Consider the following 18425-nt stretch of genomic DNA (forward strand, 5'->3'; position numbering starts at 1 on the left):
GTTAACGTTTTGGCGAAGCGGTAACAAACGGTTGTATCTCTCGCGCCAGCAACTCCTTGTATCGGAAGAGTTATACAATTCAATGCCTTGAGGCCGGCTTGTTCCGTATCTAAAGACCGGACACAAACTCCGATCCGACTTTTGGAGCCTCGACAGCGATTGAGCTGGAAAGCTATATTAGAACATACTAAGAACGAATCGATCTTCCGGTTGTATCTTCAAGACCCACTCTCAATAACAATGTTGTCGGGCACATCATGCGTTTAGCGTCGCCATCTCAGCATGAAGTCGGGCCCAGGAGCCGCGTCATTGACCTTGTTCCGCCATTTGCATGACGACGCGTTTTTGGCCTTCTCGCGCGATCACAAGCACCTGTACGCGGCCTGTCTGCTCGATCTGCACGAACACTTCTTTTCAGGCGCACCGTCGTTTCCGACCCCGCAGCAGGTCGTCCATGCCATCTACGATGTCATGCGCGCCAACCCCGCCCTCTGGAACGAGGGCGATGATTTCGGCAGCCTTCCGGAATTGATCTCCGCGGGACGCCGCCGGATCCGCAAGGCCGACGTCGCGCTCGCTTCCGAGAAGGGCGACAAGGCGCTCGGTCTTGCCCGACAACTGTACGCTAGGCTGCTCGCCTGGGGATGGCTCGAAGAGGAGGAATACGGGCTTCGCGTTACCGTGGACATGGCTATGGGACCGCTGCTCGTGATCCAGCGGCTCGCGAGCCTCAACAAGGATCTCTCGCAGCGATTCGGCGGCTTGATCGTGCAAATCCGCCTCAACCTGGAGGCCGTTGAAAAACTGAGGCCCGAGATCACCGACCGCAAGCAGCGCGAAGCCGCGCTCGCCGTCCGCGAGGCGCGCAATCAGGCCGATCAGTTCACTAAGAGCCTGCGGGCCATTCTCGCCGACCTGAAGCGCGTCCGGCGGACCGTCATGGAGTCGAAAACAGTCGCTACCCGGCTGGAAGCCTTTTTCGAGGAGTTCGTCGACCAGCTCCTGCTGAAGGATTTCGAGTCCATCCTCACCGTCAACCATCCGTACCGCTTCCGCGACGCCATCGTCGATCTCGCGCGGAGGATCTCCTACACCCCGCAAACCATGCAGGTCCTCGCAGAGGAGTACACAGCTTCCAGCATGGCAGCCGATATCGAGGACGGTCGAATGGCCGCGGCCGACGACCTGCTGGCCATCGAAAGCATCTTCGATCAGATCGGGGAGATGTTCGATAGGATCGAGGCCTTCCGCAGGCAGCTCGAAGCCCGGGTCCGCAACACCATTAAGTACGCCGAGCGGGGCGGGCAGGGACTGGTCGGCCGGGCCGGCGACCTGGTACGGCGCCTGGATGCCCTACTGCGGGACGGCAGACACCACAAGGCAACTATCGAATGGAGCATCGAGCCGCTGTGGTCCCCCTGGTCGGAGCACCATCAGGCGCCGGCCAGGCAGCCGCGCCGTCCCGTCGAAGCAAGGGAGCTCGCCGAGCCGCCATCGGACCCGCTGTACGAACTGCGCAAGAAGCTCCGCCTCGAGTACATCGCTCGAATCGCGCCCCGGCCCGAGGATGTCAGACGATTCCTCGAGGGCCAGGTGCCGCCCTTCGCGACCAGGGAAGCCCGCTTCATGGAAATCGAGACCGTGGACGACTTTCTCGCCTTCGATTGCGCCCGCCGATATGCGTTGACAGGCGAGGTTCCGGCGCAGGTCGCGGCCGGGTTCGATCTTGAGCCGCGCCCAGACACGCCGCCCCACGACAGCCAATGGCTTCGGTGCGCGAACTTCGTGGTCAGGCGATCCGGCCACTTCCGGAAAGCAGAGGCAGCCCGTGCTCAGTGAGTTCGAAAACATCGAGCGATCCTTCGGCGCGGAAAAGGCAGCTGACCTCCGCAAAGCGCTGCACTTCCTGCTACGGCGGCAGTTCGTGTTCGCGGGAGATCCCCGGACTGGGACAGTCTACAACATGATCATGGATGGCCGCTTCCGCGACGTGGTCGACGGCTTCTTCGATAGTTGCGGATACCGCGTCCATCGCGATCCGGAAGCGCAATGGGCGGGCATCGTCGCCATGGACGAGGATGTGCCGCTACCCCGGATGAAGCTCGACGAAACCATCGTCATGCTGGTGCTGGCGGCGTACTGGCAGCAAGAGGTGAACGTCGGAGCGGTCGAGGACCGGGCCGTCGTTGTCGCCACCTTGAACGACCTGTTCGATCGCTACCGTGAGATGGCGCAACATGGCGGCGGAGGCGCGATCTCGGCCGCCCGTTTCCGTGACGTCCTGCGCGAGGCGGCCCAGCGCAACCTGGTTGAGATCGGGGACTTCGACGACGAGCAGCAGGACTGCGAGATCAGGATCCGCCCGATGATCAAGCTGATCAGTGGCGGCGATGCCCTCCAACGGCTTGAGCGCTACGTCCGTAGCGAGGAGGCGCGGGTTCCGCAGCCCGCAGGAGACGAGGCATGATGGAGCTGCGACACCTCACGATGGTGAACTGGCACCTGTTCGACATCGCCGACATCGACGTGACAGGACACGTCGGGGTCCTGGGCGAGAACCGGTCCGGCAAATCGACAATCCTCGACATGGCACAGGTCGTTCTCACCGGCGGAAGCCGGCGGTTCTTGCGCCTGAACGCGGTCGCCGGCGACAGCGGAAAATCGCGCAGCGGCTCGAAGCGCAGCGTCGTCGATTACTGCCTTGGGACGCTCGGCGAAGACCAGCGCAGGCGCGACGAGGCGCGCACCTACGTGGCGCTAGCGTTCGAGGACAAGGAAGGCGATCGACCGCCGGTCACGATCGGCATGGCGCTTGAGGCGCGCAAGTCCGACAGCAGGGAGACCGTGCTGGCACTGTTCGTCGCCGTCGGGACCGTTTTGAGCTCCAGGGACTTCATCGAGCAGCGAGGAAAGTCGCAATTCCCGGCGCCTTGGGAGGACGTGCGCGCCCGGATCGTCGCGGCGGTCGGCGAAGGCAACTTCGTCAATCATCGCGACCGGGCGAGCGACTATGTCCGCGAGTACATGCGCCATCTTCTGCCGCATTCGCCCTATGGCGAGCAGAACGCCAGCGCCCTTCAGAAATCAATCGTCAACGCGATGACGCTCGACCACAACCAGACGGCCACGCAGTTCGTGCGGAACTACATCCTCGAAGACAGCCCGATCGGCATCAAGGAGCTGCGCGAGTCGATCCAGACATACCGCAACATCAGCGAAACCATCAGAAAGATGCGCCTCAGGCTCGAAGCCCTGAGGGCGCTTCGGGTCGTCCTCGGCACTCTTGAAGAAGCGCTCGAGACCAAGTTCAGGGAGGAGTGGATCGCAAAACGCGCGACTTGGCTTGCGGCGCGCGCGATAAACCTGGACTTCAAGACCAAGCGGCGTACCGAGATGGCGCGCCGGGACGCCGCAGCAAAAGAACTCGATTTCATCGACGACGACGTCAAGGCCATCGATAACGAGATCGAGCGCCTCACGGCCGCGATCGCCGAGCACGATGCCAAGACCGGCAGAAAGTCCCTGCAGCAGACCGCCGATGCGGCCGGGCAGGCGGCGCACCGCGCCTCGGCGGACTTCAAGGCTCGTATGGAGAACATCCGCCGCCTGGAGCCGCTCCGCGCGATGTGCGTGGACGGTTTCGAGGACTTCGTTCCTGCCCTTGAGCGTCTTCTGACCGCCACCGCCGGGGCCGACATCGGGCGCGTCTCCGACGAGCTCTCCGCGGCCGAGAAGTCCTTCGCGGCAAGCGGCCAGGAATGGCTGCCGAAGATCGACGAAGCGCGTCAAAGGATCATCGCGGAGCTTTCCGGGCTCCGAGGCCGCCGCGACGAGGTGCTCGAACGGATTCGACAGCACGCCGCCGGAGGGGCTCGGGCCTATCTCGGCGATGACACTGAGCTCCTCTGCCGCAGGCTGCGGCAGAGCGGAATGGTCCCGCGCGTGCTCTGCGAGATCATCGAAGTCGCCGAACCCGAGTGGGTGGGAGCCGCCGAGGCGCTCCTCGGCCGCGACCGAGAAGCCGTGTTCGTGGACAGAGGAGATATCAGCGCCGCCACGTCGATCTTCAAGGAAGGTCGCCGCGAGTTTCGCCATGCATCGCTAGTGAGCCTAAACAAGCTCGAGCAGTTCAGGGCCAAGCCGGAGCGCGGTACTTTCCCCTCGATCTTCCGGAGCCAGGATCCGGACGCGATGGCCTTCATCATGCGCCGCTACGGCACGGTCCGCCTCGCGGATACGCTCGACCAGTTCAACAGGCCGGGGCGGGCTATCATGAAGGACGGCCTCTACGACGACGGACTCGTAAGGACCCATCGCTGGATCGAAACCTCGCAGCACAAGATTGGAAAGGCGGCCCAGGCGAACGCCCTGCGCTCCCTGCAGGATCAGGCCGAGGAACTGGATCGGCTCCAAACGGAAAAGAGCAAGGAGGCCCAGGCGGCAGAGCAGGCCTTTACCGCTCTGAAGAACATCTGCGAGGAGCGTGACGATCTGAAGGCTAGCGCCGCTGCCTTCGCAGCCGCGCAGACCGAGATCGCCGAAGCCCAGGCGAGGCTCGAAGCGCTTGACGGGGCGGGCGACGGCGGACTTCGCGACAAGAAACGAGCGCAGCAGAAGCTGAAGGAGAAGAGGCTCGACGAGCGAAAGATCCAGCAGAAGGCGTTCGGCGAGCATGACGGTGAGGTCAGATCGGCAGAGAGGAGGCTCGGAGAGGGCGAAAACGTACCCGGCTCCGAGCTTAACCTGCGGGTCGCCCGGTCGATCTATCGCAAGACCTTCCCGCTCTACTCCGCCGCAAAGGGTAGGATCGTGTACCGCGAGCGCCTCAATGCCGCAGCTCAAAAGGGCTTCGCGGAGAAACACCGCGCCATCGCGGACAGGGCACTAAAGGATGCGGACGCCTCCGACGCAGAGCGCGCCCGCATCGAGCGGCGGGTCCGCGAGCTCCTCTACGATTACTTCGACCAATTCGGGATGAGCTCGCAAGTCGGCGCGGAGAGCGAGCCGCTGAGAGAGGTAAAGCCCTGGATGGAGCAGCTCATCGCGGATATCGAATCCAACGAGCTGCGCCAGTACGAACGGCAGGCTCGGGAAGCGGCGGAAAAGGCCTCCACCCTGCTGCGCGGCGAGTTCATCAACGCGCTCACGGCCCGGATCGGCAAGATGGAGCGGGAGCTGCAATCGTTGAACCGCAGTCTCTACGCACATCCCTTCCACAACGAGCGTTATTCATTCCACCGCACCCAGGTCGTGGAGTTCCAGCCCATCCTGAAGATCATTGAGATCGCCAAGACGTCGCCGGAGGCGCTCGACATGTTGTTCCGGGGCGACGTGCCCGACGACTTTCCGCACAAGGATACGATCGTCGCACTCGAGGCGCTGCTTGAGGACTCCGACAAGGATTTCACCCAGTTCGAGGACTACCGGAATTTTTACACCTTCGAGATTCACATGGAGGATGTCGCCACCGGCCGCTCGACGCGCTGGGAGCAGCGGCGCGGGACCGGGTCTGGCGCCGAACAGCAGGTGCCTATCTACGTCGCCATCGGCGCTTCGCTGGCCGCCGTCTACGGCAGCGCGGAGCGTCGTGCCGGCAAGCCCGCCGGTTTCGCCCTGGCCATGTTCGACGAGGCCTTCTCCAAGATGGACGGCAAGAACCAGCGGCAGATGATGAGCTTTTACAAAAACCTGGGGCTCCAGTTCGTGATCGCGGCGCCGTTCGAGAAGCGGGTCGCCGTGCTCGAGCACATGGACACCATCGTAGAGGTGGACCGGATCGGCGAACAGTCCAGGGCGACCGTGGTGGAACTGAAAGAGAAGGCCAAGCGCGAACTGATGGCCATCGATCCGGACCTGATGTCCGAAGATGAGCTCGCCACTCGTCTGGCCGCCGAGTAGCCATGGCGCGACGTTTCACGGACGCGATCGGCCTGCTTAACGACCTGCTCGATCGCTTCGAGGCCGGGGCCGCAAGTCCGATCGCCCACCCGGACTATGTTGCTTTCTCGTCGGTTGTCGCGGCGGACGCTTTCCTGAAGCAGATCAGGAAAGCCGAAAGTGCCGGCGCGGTGTCCATTGGCTGGGGGCGCGGCGCCAAGCGAGACCAAGTGGCACACGTGCGGTTGGCCTCGGCGGAGATCTTATACCCACATCTCGGCCGTACCCCGGCGTCACGCATCGCGGAGGACGCCGCCGCGCGGCTATTAGCCGGAGTGGCGCTGCACGACTCCCTGAAGAACAGCGGCTCTCAAATCGCAGAGGTGTGGGCGCGGGGTAAGACGTGGCACGGATTCGGTTCGTCCGACGTGGACACGCTGCGCCACGCATTCGTTCTCGCGCAGGCGATCCTCGATAACAAGCATCTGGACGTCGACTACAAAACTTTCTCGCGACGTACGGTAGGGCACAGCAAGATACTCGAGCGCATCGAGGGTGCCGTGGTCCGGCTTTTGAGCGGCATAATGGACTTTCCGCCTGGCGCCCGCCCCCGCGAGGCACTGCGAGCGATCGGACTGGAGCGCTTCGCCCCGCCGCTGCTGATCGCGGGCAAGATCGACCTCGATGGAGCCGACCTATCCGGTATCTCTCCGCATTATCTCGGGATCAGTCCCAAGGAAGCAGATTGCATTCGATTCCGGGAGGCGCCGGCCTACGTTCTGACGATCGAAAACTTCGCAAGCTTCAACCGGCACATCGCCGAGGCGGACCCCGGCCGATTAGGAACGACCATGTATGTCGGCGGGTACCCCTCGCTTGCCACGCAGCAGGCGCTGCGGACGATCGCAGGATTGGTATCCGAACAGACGCCGATCTTTCATTGGTCGGACATCGATCCGGACGGCACCTGGATCTTCCACACCATCGAGCGCGCCGTCGATCGACCGATCCGTCCCCACCTCATGAGCGTCGAAGTTGCCGAGCGCTTGGGGCAAGTGCCGTTCAAAAAATCGGCACCCGCTCGGTGTCCACCGGCCTCCGGTATCGCGGCTCTGGCAGCGTATCTGGCGGAAGATGGAGCCAAGACGCTCGAGCAGGAAGAACTCGATCCAGTCCTGCCAGAGCTTCATTAGAAAATGCCCGCGGATGAACGCGGTGTCGATCCGGATGGCTGGGACAACTTCCATCATGAGCCGCCAGTAGCTGCGCAGCTCTATTCTTATGTCCCGGACCAGCAATCGATCTTCGACAACCTCGCGCAACGACTTTTCAAGACCGTTCTCATGTGCCGAATCGGCAGAGGGGTCTCGTACTGCGAAGGCGTGTCACCCGGCGGTAGGGGGTACTACGACGCAATACTATCGCTTGCGGGCGACAGGTTCGCAGCGCATGTGATGGTAGCGTTGTCGGACTTTGAGGTTCGCGCGCAGCTTGGCAGGACACTGTGCCGCGCGCATGCAAAAACTGCGCTTACCCTAGTGAGGGCAACAGTGATCAATCAACGCCTGCAAGAATGCCTCGATTACTTGATTGCAAACATCGAGGCCAACCCCGGATGTGCCCATGGCTCCGAATTCAAAAAGTTGTCGGCTGGTCACATTAATTGGAACTAACGTTTGCGCGCGGCGGCTTCTTAATCCGCTCTGGCGCTTAGGAATATCACTGCCATCTTGGTCGTGTTGGCCGGAACGTGGTCAGACGGTAGCTGCTCGCGCCGTCTTGGGCAGGCTGCTGCATAATGCCGCCCGCTCCGGGCCGATCATCGTGCGAAGTCGTTCCAGATGCTCAGAGGGCACATGCATGCGAGCGCCGTTCAAAGCGCTCAACAATGCGTCAGCTTGCGCCTGGACACCGATAGCCAATGCAATGGCGTCATGCATCAGAAACTCTACGGTGCACGCGGCGAGGAACCCTGGATATTGGCTTGCGCATAGGGATCTTGCCTTGCGCTCGTCTATGAGCGCGATCCCGGAAATCTCTTTCGCATAAGCGATGGTTGCGGCTTCACCGTCGTCAAGTGTCTGCCTGGCAGAACCGTCGATAAGGCTTTCATAAACCGCCATACCCGGACCGCTAAGAGGAGCGCGGCGTATGAGGCCTGCGTCAATCAGCTCAAGAAGCTGTTCGTGATCCCTATAGCCCTTCTGAGATCCCGCTTTTAGCTCAGCCGCGGCGTTCTCCGTGATCGAAAACGGGTTAGGCACAGCCTTCATTATATCTGCAGCGCGAGCCGTGGCGTTCAAATTGATCATAACGCTGGCATCGGCAACTAAACCCACGCGGGGATTAATGAGGAAGCTTGACAAGCTCATTGGCTTCGCTTTCCTCTTTCTCCGCGCCCTCCAGAAGCTCTCTTACCTCGTGGCGATTTAGTTGCAGCAACCGGGCAAGTTGTCCTTCGCTATAGATATCCTTCTTCCACGCCTCGCGGGCGAGAAGGGCGAGACGCGGTGGGACCAAGCCCTGCGCCCGGGCGGTATAGACCTTTTTGTCAGGCAACTCGCCAAGCACCTGACGGACTTGATCGTCCGTAATCCCGCCATTAGCGACAAACCAATCCCAGGTACCCTCGCGGGCGAGTTTCAGTTCCTCCAATCGGCGCACCATAGCTTCACGCGACACGCCCGAAGTGTGGGCAAGAAGGATGATGTGGCGGCGCGTGAGGTGAGATTGACCCGCGGTTATTTCCGCGAATTGTTGACGCACAACCCGTGCCGGCGTGATGAAAGAACGCTGAAAAGCGTTGGCATAACGTTCTTCCCTCGACGTGAAACGCTCGTCATCCGTCAGCACTTCGGGCTGACGGCGGGTCGAAATAAGATGCGCGGTCTCATGCACTCCTGACTGCAGCAGCCGCTCAGGGGGATGATTCGCATTCAGAAGAATACATGCGCCCGCGGTCTCATCATAAGCAAAGAGGCCCGATACCTTGCCGTTGAGGGGCCGCACGTAGACGCGGACGCCGAGCTGTAAATCCAAGATGGAAACAATATCGGTGATTGGGCCGGGTCCCAGGCCGAGCCAATCGCGCAGTTCTTGCGCATCTTGCTCCGCCTGCGCTCGGATATCGCCCGGCAGGATTGGCCGCTCGGGGGGATAATTGCGCGTACGGACGACGCCCAGGGCATTCTCAAGCTCCACTTCGGCGCGGACGAGGTCGTTTAGGAGGCGCGTTGCAGCTTCTACCGCATCATCGCTGCTTTCCTGCAACTTTCGGAACCGAGGCACCATATCAAGATGCACCGCCTCACGCCGCAAGAGAGCGTTCGCGGAAGTCCGATAAGCGATAGCGAGCTTTTGCAGCTCATCCATCTGGACGCGGCGCTTTCCCTGTTCGATCGCAACAAGGGTGGTACGCACAACTCCAATTTGGGCGGCGGCATCGACCTGCGTCAGCTTCGCGTTCTCACGCGCTAGCCGCAGGCGCTCGCCGACTTCCTTGTCCGTTAGTCTTTCGCCGCTCATTGACTCGCCCGCGTCCATTTCCTGATGAACGAGTTTTCTCCCAACCCGTCCAAAAAGTTGCTCCATTCCGCAGCATGCCGTTCGAGCATGCCGATAATCTTGTCCTCGGCGTCTGCGGTCGAAATTCCGAGTGCCATCCCTGTCAAAATGGCGTGCCGCTGGACAGCGGGACGCGCATTTGCCCCCGCCATGTCCGCCATATGATCGAGGTGAAGTGTACCCGCGATCGCATATTGCTCGAAAGCGCGACTGTTCCGCGTAAAGTCAGGGTGAATCGCGGCATCGAGCGACGGCGCACTCAGATCCGTGCAGATATAGATTCCATCCTCTTCGCGCAATCCGGCGGCGTGTACACTCATGCGGCGCAGCATGCAGGCCGCGCATATGCCGCACTGTAAATGTTTGTGATCGAGCGCGCTCCAGCGCTCATCTCTCCAGCAAGATCGCGTCGTTTTCCACGTCTCGCTTTCTGACAGCGTAGTGAATTCGCGCAGCGTCTCGCCCTTCGTGTTCCAAAGACGCGGAAACACAAACTCCACCGGATTTTTTAGCAATGCCGCGAGGAAGCGGGCCATCCGCTTGGTGAAGAGAGGATGATTTCGGTAATCCGGGTAGGCGTGACTGACGGTTACCAGAGCAGGACCGATTGAACCCTGGCCGCTCTCCGGCACCAGAATTTGCCGGGCATCGGCGAGGTAAGCGGCAAGACCGCTGATCAGCGCGAATTTGAAGCCACGGGTCCGGGCGCTTGATTCGCGATTGCTCGTCTTGATCTTCTTGAATCTGTAAGGAACTCTCGCGAAAGGCAGCGGCTGACCGTCGATAGTGGTTTTGTCGGCAGCCTTGGAGCCGACGCGGACGCGGACGAGTTTGTCGCCGAGCGTTTTGCCTGCGAGGCCCGCAACAGCCAGGGAATCCATGCCTTCGCTATATGCGATCACGGCCTCGGTCGGGCGCGGGAACGGTAGGCATTCCTGAATTGGAGCCGCGACAGATTTGGACCGCTGTACAAATTCAAGCGTCCAGAAGTCACCCGTGAGGAAACCGAGCGCGTCATGCAGCGCATTGGAAACTAGAGGATCACTCCAGCGAAGGGGATCATGCACGGGAATTCGCAAGGTGATGCGCCGCGCCCAGCCGCGTGACTGAGAGATCAGCAAATTCAATAGAGGCGGAAACGACCATTGCATCGTAGATCACGGTTTCCCAGCGGGCGAACGCGTAGGACCTTAGCGCCTCAATGCTGAATTCGAGATTTTGGTCGAGATTAAACGCGATGCGTCCTTTGCGCGGCTTGCGGCCTCCTTCGACTATATCGATCGATTTCTCGCTGATCGTCGCGTTGTATGCCGTCACGGTCATAGGGGCGGCCCTTCATCAACGCCCGACTGGCGCGGTAACGTGACGGAGCGCGGCGATGGCGGGGTCGCGGGCGCTAGAAGGTCTCGCGCGAGAGCGCCGCAGTCGAGCTGTTGGCTGGCAGCGTCCAGTCTCGTCCGCACGTATCCGGCGCTGCGGGACGTGGCTTCGCGCTGGTAATGCTCCTCGATCCCGCGGAGGGCATTGCACGTCGTATCTTGAAGCGCGTTCTGCAAAGCTGCGTGAGTGCCTGCTTCTCCCGTCAAACCAGAAGCGGCGGCGGCAATGGCGCAGTCGATAACGTGAGTGGCGGCCGCCGAACGGTGAGCCTGCCGTAATGCGTCCAGGCGCTCGATGCGCAATTCAGGAAACAGGGTGTCGCCGCCCATAATATCGCGGATTTCTTTGATGGGGGCCGAGAGGATTTCCTTCTTCAGCGCATGGGGCAGCGCCTCCGAAACTTGGTCCGGCGAGAATGCGGCCTTCGCCGATCGCTCGGCGAGGTCCTTCCAATGCCGCCGCATGGGCAGGCTTTTATGTGGTCCATCACTCATTGGCTCATCTCCAATGTCATGATTGTAATTAAAAAATACTGACAATGTCAAATTTATGGAACTCTTAATGAGATCATTTGCGTAGGGTATCGAAAAATGATACTTTACGTAGATGATTTCGGAAAGCCGCCTCTCTGCCCGGGACTACCTGACGCGACTCGCTGCCAGCGGGCGCTATCATTTTGAGTCTGGCGACGCGCAAAAGGCGCTTGGCGTCTCACCGGCAGCGGCGAAGCTGGCTTTAAACCGTCTTGCCAAGCAGCGCCTGATCGCCTCTCCGGCCCGGGGCTTCTACGTTATCATCCCGCCCGAATATCAATCCCTAGGATCTCTGCCTGCGGACCAATTTATCCCCGCCCTCATGAAAAGGCTGGGGCTGACGTACTACGCCGGGCTGTTAACGGCAGCTCAGTATCACGGCGCTGCTCACCAACGACCCCAGGAATTCCAGGTAATGCTGGCAAAAAGCCGCCGCCCGCTCGTGAGTGGCGCGGTGCGGGTCGCCTTTTTCGTCCGAAAGGACATTGCCGCGATCCCTACCCAAAGCTTTAACACTCCGCGCGGCCCCGTGCTGGTCTCCACCCCGGAGGCGACGGCTGTCGATCTTGTCGGCTACCCCAGCCACATCGGGGGGCTCGATCAGGCCGCAACTGTCCTCGGAGAACTGGCGGAAACTATAAACTCTGAGAAGCTCGTAACGGCGGCTCAAACGGCACCGATGCCGTGGGCGCAGCGCCTCGGTTATCTCCTGACGAAGGCGGGTGCGGGCGATAAGGCAGAACTTCTCAAATCTTATGTCCGGCAGCATGCGCGGCAGACGGCGGTGCTTTCGCCGACTGCGCCTCACGATGAGGCCGCCCGTGACGATGACTGGAAGCTGATCGTCAATGCCGAAGTGGAGCCAGAGCTATGATTCCACGCGACTACATTTCGGAATGGCGAGCTCACGCGCCCTGGGTGCAGGATATCCAGGTAGAGCAGGACCTTGTAATCTGCAGGGCGCTTGTTGAGATATTCACGCATCCTGTCCTGTCCAAGGCTCTCGCCTTTCGCGGCGGCACGGCCCTTTACAAGCTCTACATCACGCCCGCCGCCCGGTATTCAGAGGATATCGACCTGGTGCAGGTCCGCGCAGAGCCAGCTGGCGCGGTCATGGAGGCGTTGCGTTCCGTCCTCGATCCGTGGCTCGGAACGCCCCGCTGGAAGCAGACCGAAGGCCGCGTAACTTTCGTGTACCGCTTTGCTTCCGAGGATACGCCGCCAATCAATATGAGGCTCAAAGTCGAAACCAACACCCGCGAGCATTTTGCCGTCCACGGTTTCAAGCAAGTGCCGTTTAGCGTCAGTTCTCGCTGGTTCGAAGGCAAATGCGATATCTCGACTTACGAGCTTGATGAATTGCTGGGCACCAAGCTCCGCGCCCTCTATCAGCGCAAGAAAGGCCGTGACCTGTTTGATCTTGCGGTCGCCCTCAAACAGGATGGTGTTGATCCGGACCGTATCGTGAAGACCTTTGCGACCTACATGGATCACGGCGGACATAACATCACTCGCGCCCTATTCGAACAGAATATGCATCAGAAGATGACCGATGCTCAGTTTACCGCCGATATAAGCCCGCTACTGGCAACCGGATATTCTTGGGATATCAACCAAGCGTCCGACGAGATTGCAGCGGCATTGATTGAGAAGTTGCCGGGAGATCCCTGGAGGGGCGGGACATGAAGCACAAGGCCGTAGACCAAACGACCCAAGCCATTTGAAATTCGTGCATTCGCGCACCCATCCACAAACCAGAACTCCGTGGAGAGCAACTTGAGTAAATCAATTCTTATCAGTCCCGCCGTGAGAGACAAAGACCTCGTAAAGGAAATTGTCGAACTTATCGAGGAAGGGATGGGGGTGCCGGAAACCGAAATCTTCTGTTCGTCCTTGGATGGCTATGGCATCCCCAACGGCCAAAACTTCGTGACGTACATTAAGGGTCAATTGCTCAGTCCGAAGGTTGTCGTCCTCGTTCTCACGCCAGCATATTTCGAAAGTAAATTTTGTATCGCCGCAAACAAACCTTTTAATTGCCACTGAAGGAAGCTCCGATGTGCATATTCTAAAACGCGCATTTCAGCTCTTGCGGCCAGAGATCGCGGATTTTTTCCGATTCATTGACGTAAGCGAGCGCCATCCGTTTTCTGGAACAGGCAGTTTGGTTAAGTTTGCAGAAGGCCTCGCGAAAATAGACGTTCAAAACCGAACCGTCTTTGTCCTGGATAACGACGAAGGATTGAGCGCTTTCCGAAAGATTCAGGCGCTTGCGCTTCCAATCAACATGCGAGTCACGGTCCTACCATCGCTCAAGGAGTTTGGATCGTTTCCTACCACTCGTCCCGGGCGCGCGGCGCTGGCTGATATAAATGGCCGCGCCGCTTCCATAGAATGCTACCTCGATTTGCACGTCGGCGGTCTTCCTGCGCCTCTGGTCCAATGGACAAACTACAAAGATACGGGAACATATCAGGGGGGCCTCCAAGAGAGGAGCGCTACAGCAAGGCGTTTTATAACAACGCCGGTCGAGGGGGTTCATACGATACGTCAAAGCTTTCCAAGGTTCTCGACTCCATCGTCGCCGTTTGCACAACGATGGCGGGAGACCTATGCACAAACGAGGATAAGTAAGAGCCGCGTTCCAAATTATATGGAAATAGCAATGACATACGAGTTCCCAGTTTCATCCTCTCGGGCGCGGCTGGGAGCATAGGGAGCGATTCCTGCCGTCTTAGCTCGTGCGCGTTTTGGAAGGCGAGCGCATCATGCCCCAGCCCGGGCGGCCGTCGAGATCCGCGGAGTACCTTACAGGGGCGAGTTGGTGGAAAGCGAAGGACGCCAGCGCGTTCGCGTCTACCCCGAACCTCGGTAGAGAAGCAAGTTGGCTGCAATTCCAAATGCTCGCGGGCAGCTCGCGCGAGGCGTTCTATCACGCGGCGCTTGACCGGCCATGCACCCAATCGATGCAGATCGCATAGGTGGGCGTGAGTACGGACTCCGTTTCATGCTATGCTTCAAGTTCGATGCCGACACCTGATCGGCCAGCACGTCGCGCAGCCACCAGCGTCGAACCAGACCCGCAGAACGGGTCTAGCAGAATTGCGTCCAGTGGGCAGAACGCTTCTATCAAGCGACTGCAAGATACTGATTGGCTTCTGCGTCGGGTCGGACCTCGTCGGCTCGACGGCGCTCTCCACACGTATGGACCCGGAGGACCTACGCGAGATCATGTCGGCCTCAGAGATGCGTCACTGTCGGGTCAGGCGCTTTGGGAGCTTCGTAGCGAAATACATGGGCGACGGGGTGCTCGTTTACTTTGGGTACCCTTCCGCACTTGCCAAGCTCGCTCTTGAGAACGCTGCTCTGCGTCGGATGCGACGTGCCCGTGCACGAAAGCGGACTCTCGCCGTTCCTAAAGCTCCTCTGGTTATTCATCATCAAGCAGTCGCCGAAGCTCCCAACGGGCTCGTCTGGCGCCGGTCCCTCCAAGAAGATCGCGAAGCTGAAGTCCCATGCGGCTCGAGAAGGTGGAACCAAAATGGCACTTGCGATGATCAGAAGAATATCAACGTAGATACCAACAGATTGAGCGCGTGTTCCGTTTGGGGCGTGTGCGTGATGCTTGTGGGGTTATGAATGTATGATAATCCAACGCCTGCATATATTCCCGGAGCAAGGCGGGCGGTATATGTTCCGGTGATTGCCGTGGTATCACGATGCGCAAGCTGGCCTTTAGCCAGAGCAGCATCCACCGCAAATTTGCTCCAGCTCGTCTTGCTAGCAACGAGTGCAATCAGATCACTGGGCCGGCTATCAAAGGGGCCTTTCGCATAAAGACGAAGCTCGCAATATTGGCTGATCCTGTTGAGGTCAGGCGGAGCTCCCATGATGGAGAAGCCGCCATAGATGCCGCGAGACGGCAACCCAAGGGCGTCGCTCTGCCAGAGCTGCCTGTCCGCAGCGATGTAGTGAAAATGATTCCCAGTCTCCCTTTGTTGCTTGGGGTCCGCCAAATTCGTGTAGCGGCTATTGTTGAAACCAACGCCCGCCCGCAGCCACGTGTCGGGTACGCCGGGAGCCGCCTTGCTCTTGTAGCCGGCTTCGTCAACGAGAAGGATGCCTGCATTGGCCGTGCTCCAGCTCAGGCCGGTGGGATTCTCGATTATGTGGGCATAGGCACCATCTGGGCTGATTGAGCGCTGGACGGAGACCTTGTTGTACAAGCGATCGTCAAAATTGTACTTCAAGTTGACCGCCGGCGTCGGCGCAGCATTGGTGCTCATCCCTGCCTGGAACAAGGCAGACATGTTCGATCCTGTAATCCCTCCGAACAATGTGCCGGTGAACTCATTTTGGTTTCTGAGGTAGCCAAGCTTGAGTTCTAGCGTCCTGTCGAAGAAAGTCTGGTAATAGGCGAGCGTATTGATTCCCACTCGATCTGGTCCCGGGCGATCCCACGTCCAGTATTGCTGCTCGGCTCCTACGACAATCTGTCCGTCGGCAATGCCAAACCGGCTGAGATCGTAGGTGACGATCATGAGGTTTACCGACGCGAAGGTCGGATTCTGGCCCATATAGAGCTGGTTTGCGATAGTGCTTCTGGCCGCATTCGGCAGCTGGTTGTTCGCAAAGCTGTTGTGTGTCCAGCCGATGTAGCCAATGCCGACATCTGCCAGCGCCGATCTAACGCCGTCCTTGTCCTGATCAATCGTGTCCGCAGGGCCAGGTATGTTGAACCACAACCCGTTTTCGCGCAGCTTGTCGTACCTTTCGAAGGGATCGATCGTCTTTTGCGGTCTCGTCTGAGCACGCCTGCCCGCATTGCCGCGCCTCTCGAAAGGCACTCCGGGACCTGCTGCTGGCGCCGGGGCAGGAGGGCGGATTGCCTGATGAACCAGGTCGATCGGGAGCTTTGCGGCCCGATCGGAAGTGTTTCCTTTCTTGCCGGTCTGATCCACAGGGTGGTTACTAGGATCAGGTCCGCTTGCGGTTTGGGCCAGGACGGAATTGCCGACCAGACAAGCCGCTAGCGAAAAGGCGATAACGAGCCCAGATCGCTTTCCCCGTGGTCTGAAATTGAAAGAAATTGCTGCCCCAGCCGAGTATGTCCGACGCGAGCTCGTCGCAAGAAGGCAATCACGCATGGCGTACTTCGGGTCCATGTCTGCCGGCCATGATTAAATCGGACTGCGGCCTCATTGGCCCACAGTGAGCTCCCGGCGTTTTTGCGTCCGAGGGCGAGGGCGACGAGCCAGAACACGATCCATCCGAAGAGAGTCACTCAGGCTTGCTGAACCTCTCAGCTCGCGGCGCGATGATGATCTGGTCCGAAACTCTGCTGGTGCATAACGCCGGTGCGCCGATGGCCAGAGCACGGGGCTGGCTCGGCAAATGCTCACGACGAGCGCGCGGGGGCTTGCTGGCCCGGCCGCCGAACATTGCGAATGTCCGCCCTGCTCACTGTGAGTGGAGCGAGTCTGGCGCTGTCGCGCATCTGCATCGAAGGCGGCTTTCTGAACTAAACGGCAGCTTCCGGAAAGCAAGGCTCGCCGTGCAAGAGGCTTGCATTCACGACGCGCTTTAGCGATATGGTTGTCAGCGAAACACGAGACAATCGCCAGGCTTGAAGTTGCGCGCGCGGCAACCTCACCACAACATCCGACGCGATCGGCGCGGAGACCGCAGGAATCAGCCATCGAGCAGCTTTGGCGTGTATCGCCGAACAGTTGCTGGCTGCCGTGAGCGCGGCAAAACCTGTCTTGCATCCGAATCCTTGACGTGTGCGGCGTTGGTTGGTCACGCTTGCCACGTCCCCGTCATCTCGAACAATCTGCCGGAATTGGTAGTTGACCAGGTACAGTGTTTGCCATTCCAATCGACCATTGCCGTGGTCTCGCCGCCGTGAGGGAGCTCCATCGAACACACTGCAGGAATGAGTGAACGATTTGCATTCGTGCCGTGGGAAAGAAAATCTCCAGGGTTCTTCTGAATGGTGAAAAATTGCTGCGCCTTCGCCGGCGAAGATGAGTACCGTTGCTTGCTGGTGACGCTATCATGGAGAACGCGCGCAAATTGTCGCGTTGCGTTGCTCAAGAAGTAGCGTTTCATAGGAGCAGGACAGCCGATCGGGAAGCTCGGCAAGATTGACTATTGTCGACGCTGGCAGCTCGCTGGAACGCGTGAGCATCGCAGCCTATCGCGTCGACAAAACAAGCCTGCTGGAATGGGATCTTGGGCGAGGGACAATGGACTTGATCGATCAAGCGGCCGCTTCAGACTTGCGGCCGCTCTTGCGCGGTCCGTCAAGACGGATTCTCCCGGTTTTGGTGCTCCCGCTTGTCCTCGTCAGCTCGTGCGCTGCTGGCGTCTGGCTTTGGGCTAACCTTGAAGCGGTTGTCGAGAAGCCGGAAGCCCGGGACGTCGCTTCAACGATGAGCCTGTCACTGGAAGACAGGGCAGCCTTGTTTGAGATAAACTGGGCACAGCAGAAAACTGGCGACGAGATCGCAGTACTCAACAGCCGGATCAATGCCCTGCGGGATGACCTCAAAGGGATCCTGGATCAGATCACCATGCTGACTTCGCGGATCGATTCGCTGCAGAGTTTAACACCTGTCCCTTCTGCTGCGTCCGAGCCACCTTTGTCGCCAGCCCGGGCTGCTTCGAGCGTCGCCAGGAAACGCTTCAGGCGGTCCAAACCACAGGGGCCTGTTTCCGTCGGAGGCGCGCCGGTGATCGCCGGACCGAAGAGAGCCGAGCCTTGAGGTCTGAGACGCTGCAGGCGTGGTCAACTTTGCTCGATGAGGTGGACCGTAGCTTCGCAAAGCTGCCTGCCGCCGTAAAATACACGAAGCTTGTGCGGGCGCCCTCGTCTCCAGCGGCATGTCGCTGAGGCCGTCACTATCATCGAGCGCACTCCAGGACAGGTGGCGCAGAGCATTTTCCGCATGATCGAGCCGTGGCCCTGAACGGCGGAATCCGCTGCGCCTTTCCTTATCAGCTCTCTTCTATTCAGCCCCGCCACTTTTTGAGATCATATCTGAAAGGTCGTGTCATCTCACTGCGGCT

Annotated in this window: 17 protein-coding genes and 1 pseudogene; 10 read left to right on the plus strand and 8 right to left on the minus strand. The window is 59.7% G+C overall.

The genetic code is table 11. The features are described 5' to 3' along the window. Positions 1-309 precede the first annotated feature (309 nt). The 5 genes from CVM73_RS30900 to CVM73_RS30920 are packed head-to-tail and all read left to right on the plus strand — an operon-like array spanning position 310 to position 7550. On the plus strand, positions 310-1839 hold the full coding sequence (locus CVM73_RS30900; RefSeq protein WP_245452478.1) for a Wadjet anti-phage system protein JetA family protein: 1530 nt from the start codon (positions 310-312) through the stop codon (positions 1837-1839). After that, positions 1829-2467, plus strand: a complete 639-nt coding sequence (locus tag CVM73_RS30905; RefSeq protein ID WP_100235562.1) for a DUF4194 domain-containing protein — start codon at positions 1829-1831, stop codon at positions 2465-2467. The genes CVM73_RS30900 and CVM73_RS30905 overlap by 11 nt, the downstream gene beginning before the upstream one ends. Beyond that, on the plus strand, positions 2464-5898 hold the full coding sequence (locus tag CVM73_RS30910) for an SbcC/MukB-like Walker B domain-containing protein (RefSeq protein ID WP_100235563.1): 3435 nt from the start codon (positions 2464-2466) through the stop codon (positions 5896-5898). Before CVM73_RS30905 ends, CVM73_RS30910 begins: the two co-directional genes overlap by 4 nt. Positions 5899-5900: 2 nt before the next feature. After that, entirely contained in the window at positions 5901-7070 is a 1170-nt protein-coding gene (locus CVM73_RS30915) for a Wadjet anti-phage system protein JetD domain-containing protein (protein ID WP_100235564.1), read from the plus strand. A gap of 3 nt (positions 7071-7073) precedes the next feature. Further along, positions 7074-7550, plus strand: coding sequence for a hypothetical protein (locus tag CVM73_RS30920; protein WP_100235565.1), 477 nt, complete (start codon positions 7074-7076; stop codon positions 7548-7550). 81 nt (positions 7551-7631) lie between these two features. Here the strand turns inward: CVM73_RS30920 and CVM73_RS30925 are convergent, their stop codons facing one another. From CVM73_RS30925 to CVM73_RS30940, 5 genes are read right to left on the minus strand one after another with little or no spacing between them, the layout of a single operon-like run. Then, positions 7632-8249, minus strand: coding sequence for a PIN domain-containing protein (locus tag CVM73_RS30925; RefSeq protein WP_146006681.1), 618 nt, complete (start codon positions 8247-8249; stop codon positions 7632-7634). Beyond that, complete coding sequence (locus tag CVM73_RS30930; protein WP_347338475.1) at positions 8224-9468, minus strand: helix-turn-helix domain-containing protein; 1245 nt, start codon at positions 9466-9468, stop codon at positions 8224-8226. The genes CVM73_RS30925 and CVM73_RS30930 overlap by 26 nt, the downstream gene beginning before the upstream one ends. Continuing rightward, entirely contained in the window at positions 9399-10508 is a 1110-nt protein-coding gene (locus CVM73_RS30935) for a 7-cyano-7-deazaguanine synthase (protein ID WP_208639265.1), read from the minus strand. The genes CVM73_RS30930 and CVM73_RS30935 overlap by 70 nt, the downstream gene beginning before the upstream one ends. After that, positions 10501-10764 carry a hypothetical protein gene (locus CVM73_RS40740; protein ID WP_208639266.1) on the minus strand — a complete coding sequence of 88 codons (264 nt, stop codon included), beginning with the start codon at positions 10762-10764 and terminating at the stop codon, positions 10501-10503. Before CVM73_RS40740 ends, CVM73_RS30935 begins: the two co-directional genes overlap by 8 nt. After that, positions 10761-11315, minus strand: a complete 555-nt coding sequence (locus CVM73_RS30940) for a hypothetical protein (RefSeq protein ID WP_146006682.1) — start codon at positions 11313-11315, stop codon at positions 10761-10763. The genes CVM73_RS40740 and CVM73_RS30940 overlap by 4 nt, the downstream gene beginning before the upstream one ends. 112 nt (positions 11316-11427) lie before the next feature. On the opposite strand from CVM73_RS30940, the gene CVM73_RS30945 reads away from it, so the two are divergent. The 3 genes from CVM73_RS30945 to CVM73_RS30955 all read left to right on the plus strand — a co-directional run bounded on the left by CVM73_RS30945 (position 11428) and on the right by CVM73_RS30955 (position 13400). Further along, complete coding sequence (locus CVM73_RS30945; protein ID WP_100235569.1) at positions 11428-12228, plus strand: type IV toxin-antitoxin system AbiEi family antitoxin; 801 nt, start codon at positions 11428-11430, stop codon at positions 12226-12228. Then, positions 12225-13040, plus strand: a complete 816-nt coding sequence (locus tag CVM73_RS30950; protein WP_100235570.1) for a nucleotidyl transferase AbiEii/AbiGii toxin family protein — start codon at positions 12225-12227, stop codon at positions 13038-13040. The genes CVM73_RS30945 and CVM73_RS30950 overlap by 4 nt, the downstream gene beginning before the upstream one ends. A gap of 90 nt (positions 13041-13130) precedes the next feature. After that, positions 13131-13400: a toll/interleukin-1 receptor domain-containing protein gene (locus CVM73_RS30955; RefSeq protein ID WP_158237624.1), complete on the plus strand. Its 270-nt coding sequence runs from the start codon at positions 13131-13133 to the stop codon at positions 13398-13400. 964 nt (positions 13401-14364) lie between these two features. Here CVM73_RS30955 and CVM73_RS41840 read toward each other — a convergent pair. Continuing rightward, positions 14365-14556, minus strand: a complete 192-nt coding sequence (locus CVM73_RS41840; protein ID WP_100235572.1) for a DNA methyltransferase — start codon at positions 14554-14556, stop codon at positions 14365-14367. Here CVM73_RS41840 and CVM73_RS41235 point away from each other — a divergent pair. Next, positions 14496-14690: pseudogene (locus CVM73_RS41235) on the plus strand (hypothetical protein); the annotation flags it as partial. The gene CVM73_RS41840 and the pseudogene CVM73_RS41235 overlap by 61 nt on opposite strands. A gap of 221 nt (positions 14691-14911) precedes the next feature. Here CVM73_RS41235 and CVM73_RS30965 read toward each other — a convergent pair. Both CVM73_RS30965 and CVM73_RS40745 read right to left on the minus strand, forming a co-directional pair. Next, on the minus strand, positions 14912-16315 hold the full coding sequence (locus CVM73_RS30965; RefSeq protein WP_100235573.1) for a carbohydrate porin: 1404 nt from the start codon (positions 16313-16315) through the stop codon (positions 14912-14914). An 838-nt stretch (positions 16316-17153) separates the two neighbouring features. Beyond that, entirely contained in the window at positions 17154-17465 is a 312-nt protein-coding gene (locus CVM73_RS40745; protein WP_208639267.1) for a hypothetical protein, read from the minus strand. 35 nt (positions 17466-17500) lie between these two features. On the opposite strand from CVM73_RS40745, the gene CVM73_RS30975 reads away from it, so the two are divergent. Then, a complete protein-coding gene (locus tag CVM73_RS30975) occupies positions 17501-18121 on the plus strand; it encodes a hypothetical protein (RefSeq protein WP_245452479.1) in 621 nt (206 codons plus the stop codon). Positions 18122-18425: the final 304 nt, after the last annotated feature.

The sequence above is a fragment of the Bradyrhizobium forestalis genome, assembly GCF_002795245.1.
Classification (GTDB): Bacteria; Pseudomonadota; Alphaproteobacteria; order Rhizobiales; family Xanthobacteraceae; genus Bradyrhizobium; species Bradyrhizobium forestalis.

Coding starts and splice junctions, on each gene's coding strand:
- CVM73_RS40740 (WP_208639266.1), bottom strand. CDS start 10,764: ATGACCGTGACGGCATACAACGCGACGATCAGCGAGAAATCGATCGAT.
- CVM73_RS30910 (WP_100235563.1), top strand. CDS start 2,464: ATGATGGAGCTGCGACACCTCACGATGGTGAACTGGCACCTGTTCGAC.
- CVM73_RS30915 (WP_100235564.1), top strand. CDS start 5,901: ATGGCGCGACGTTTCACGGACGCGATCGGCCTGCTTAACGACCTGCTC.
- CVM73_RS40745 (WP_208639267.1), bottom strand. CDS start 17,465: ATGAAACGCTACTTCTTGAGCAACGCAACGCGACAATTTGCGCGCGTT.
- CVM73_RS30945 (WP_100235569.1), top strand. CDS start 11,428: ATGATTTCGGAAAGCCGCCTCTCTGCCCGGGACTACCTGACGCGACTC.
- CVM73_RS30930 (WP_347338475.1), bottom strand. CDS start 9,468: ATGGAGCAACTTTTTGGACGGGTTGGGAGAAAACTCGTTCATCAGGAA.
- CVM73_RS30940 (WP_146006682.1), bottom strand. CDS start 11,315: ATGAGTGATGGACCACATAAAAGCCTGCCCATGCGGCGGCATTGGAAG.
- CVM73_RS30920 (WP_100235565.1), top strand. CDS start 7,074: ATGCCCGCGGATGAACGCGGTGTCGATCCGGATGGCTGGGACAACTTC.
- CVM73_RS30925 (WP_146006681.1), bottom strand. CDS start 8,249: ATGAGCTTGTCAAGCTTCCTCATTAATCCCCGCGTGGGTTTAGTTGCC.
- CVM73_RS30950 (WP_100235570.1), top strand. CDS start 12,225: ATGATTCCACGCGACTACATTTCGGAATGGCGAGCTCACGCGCCCTGG.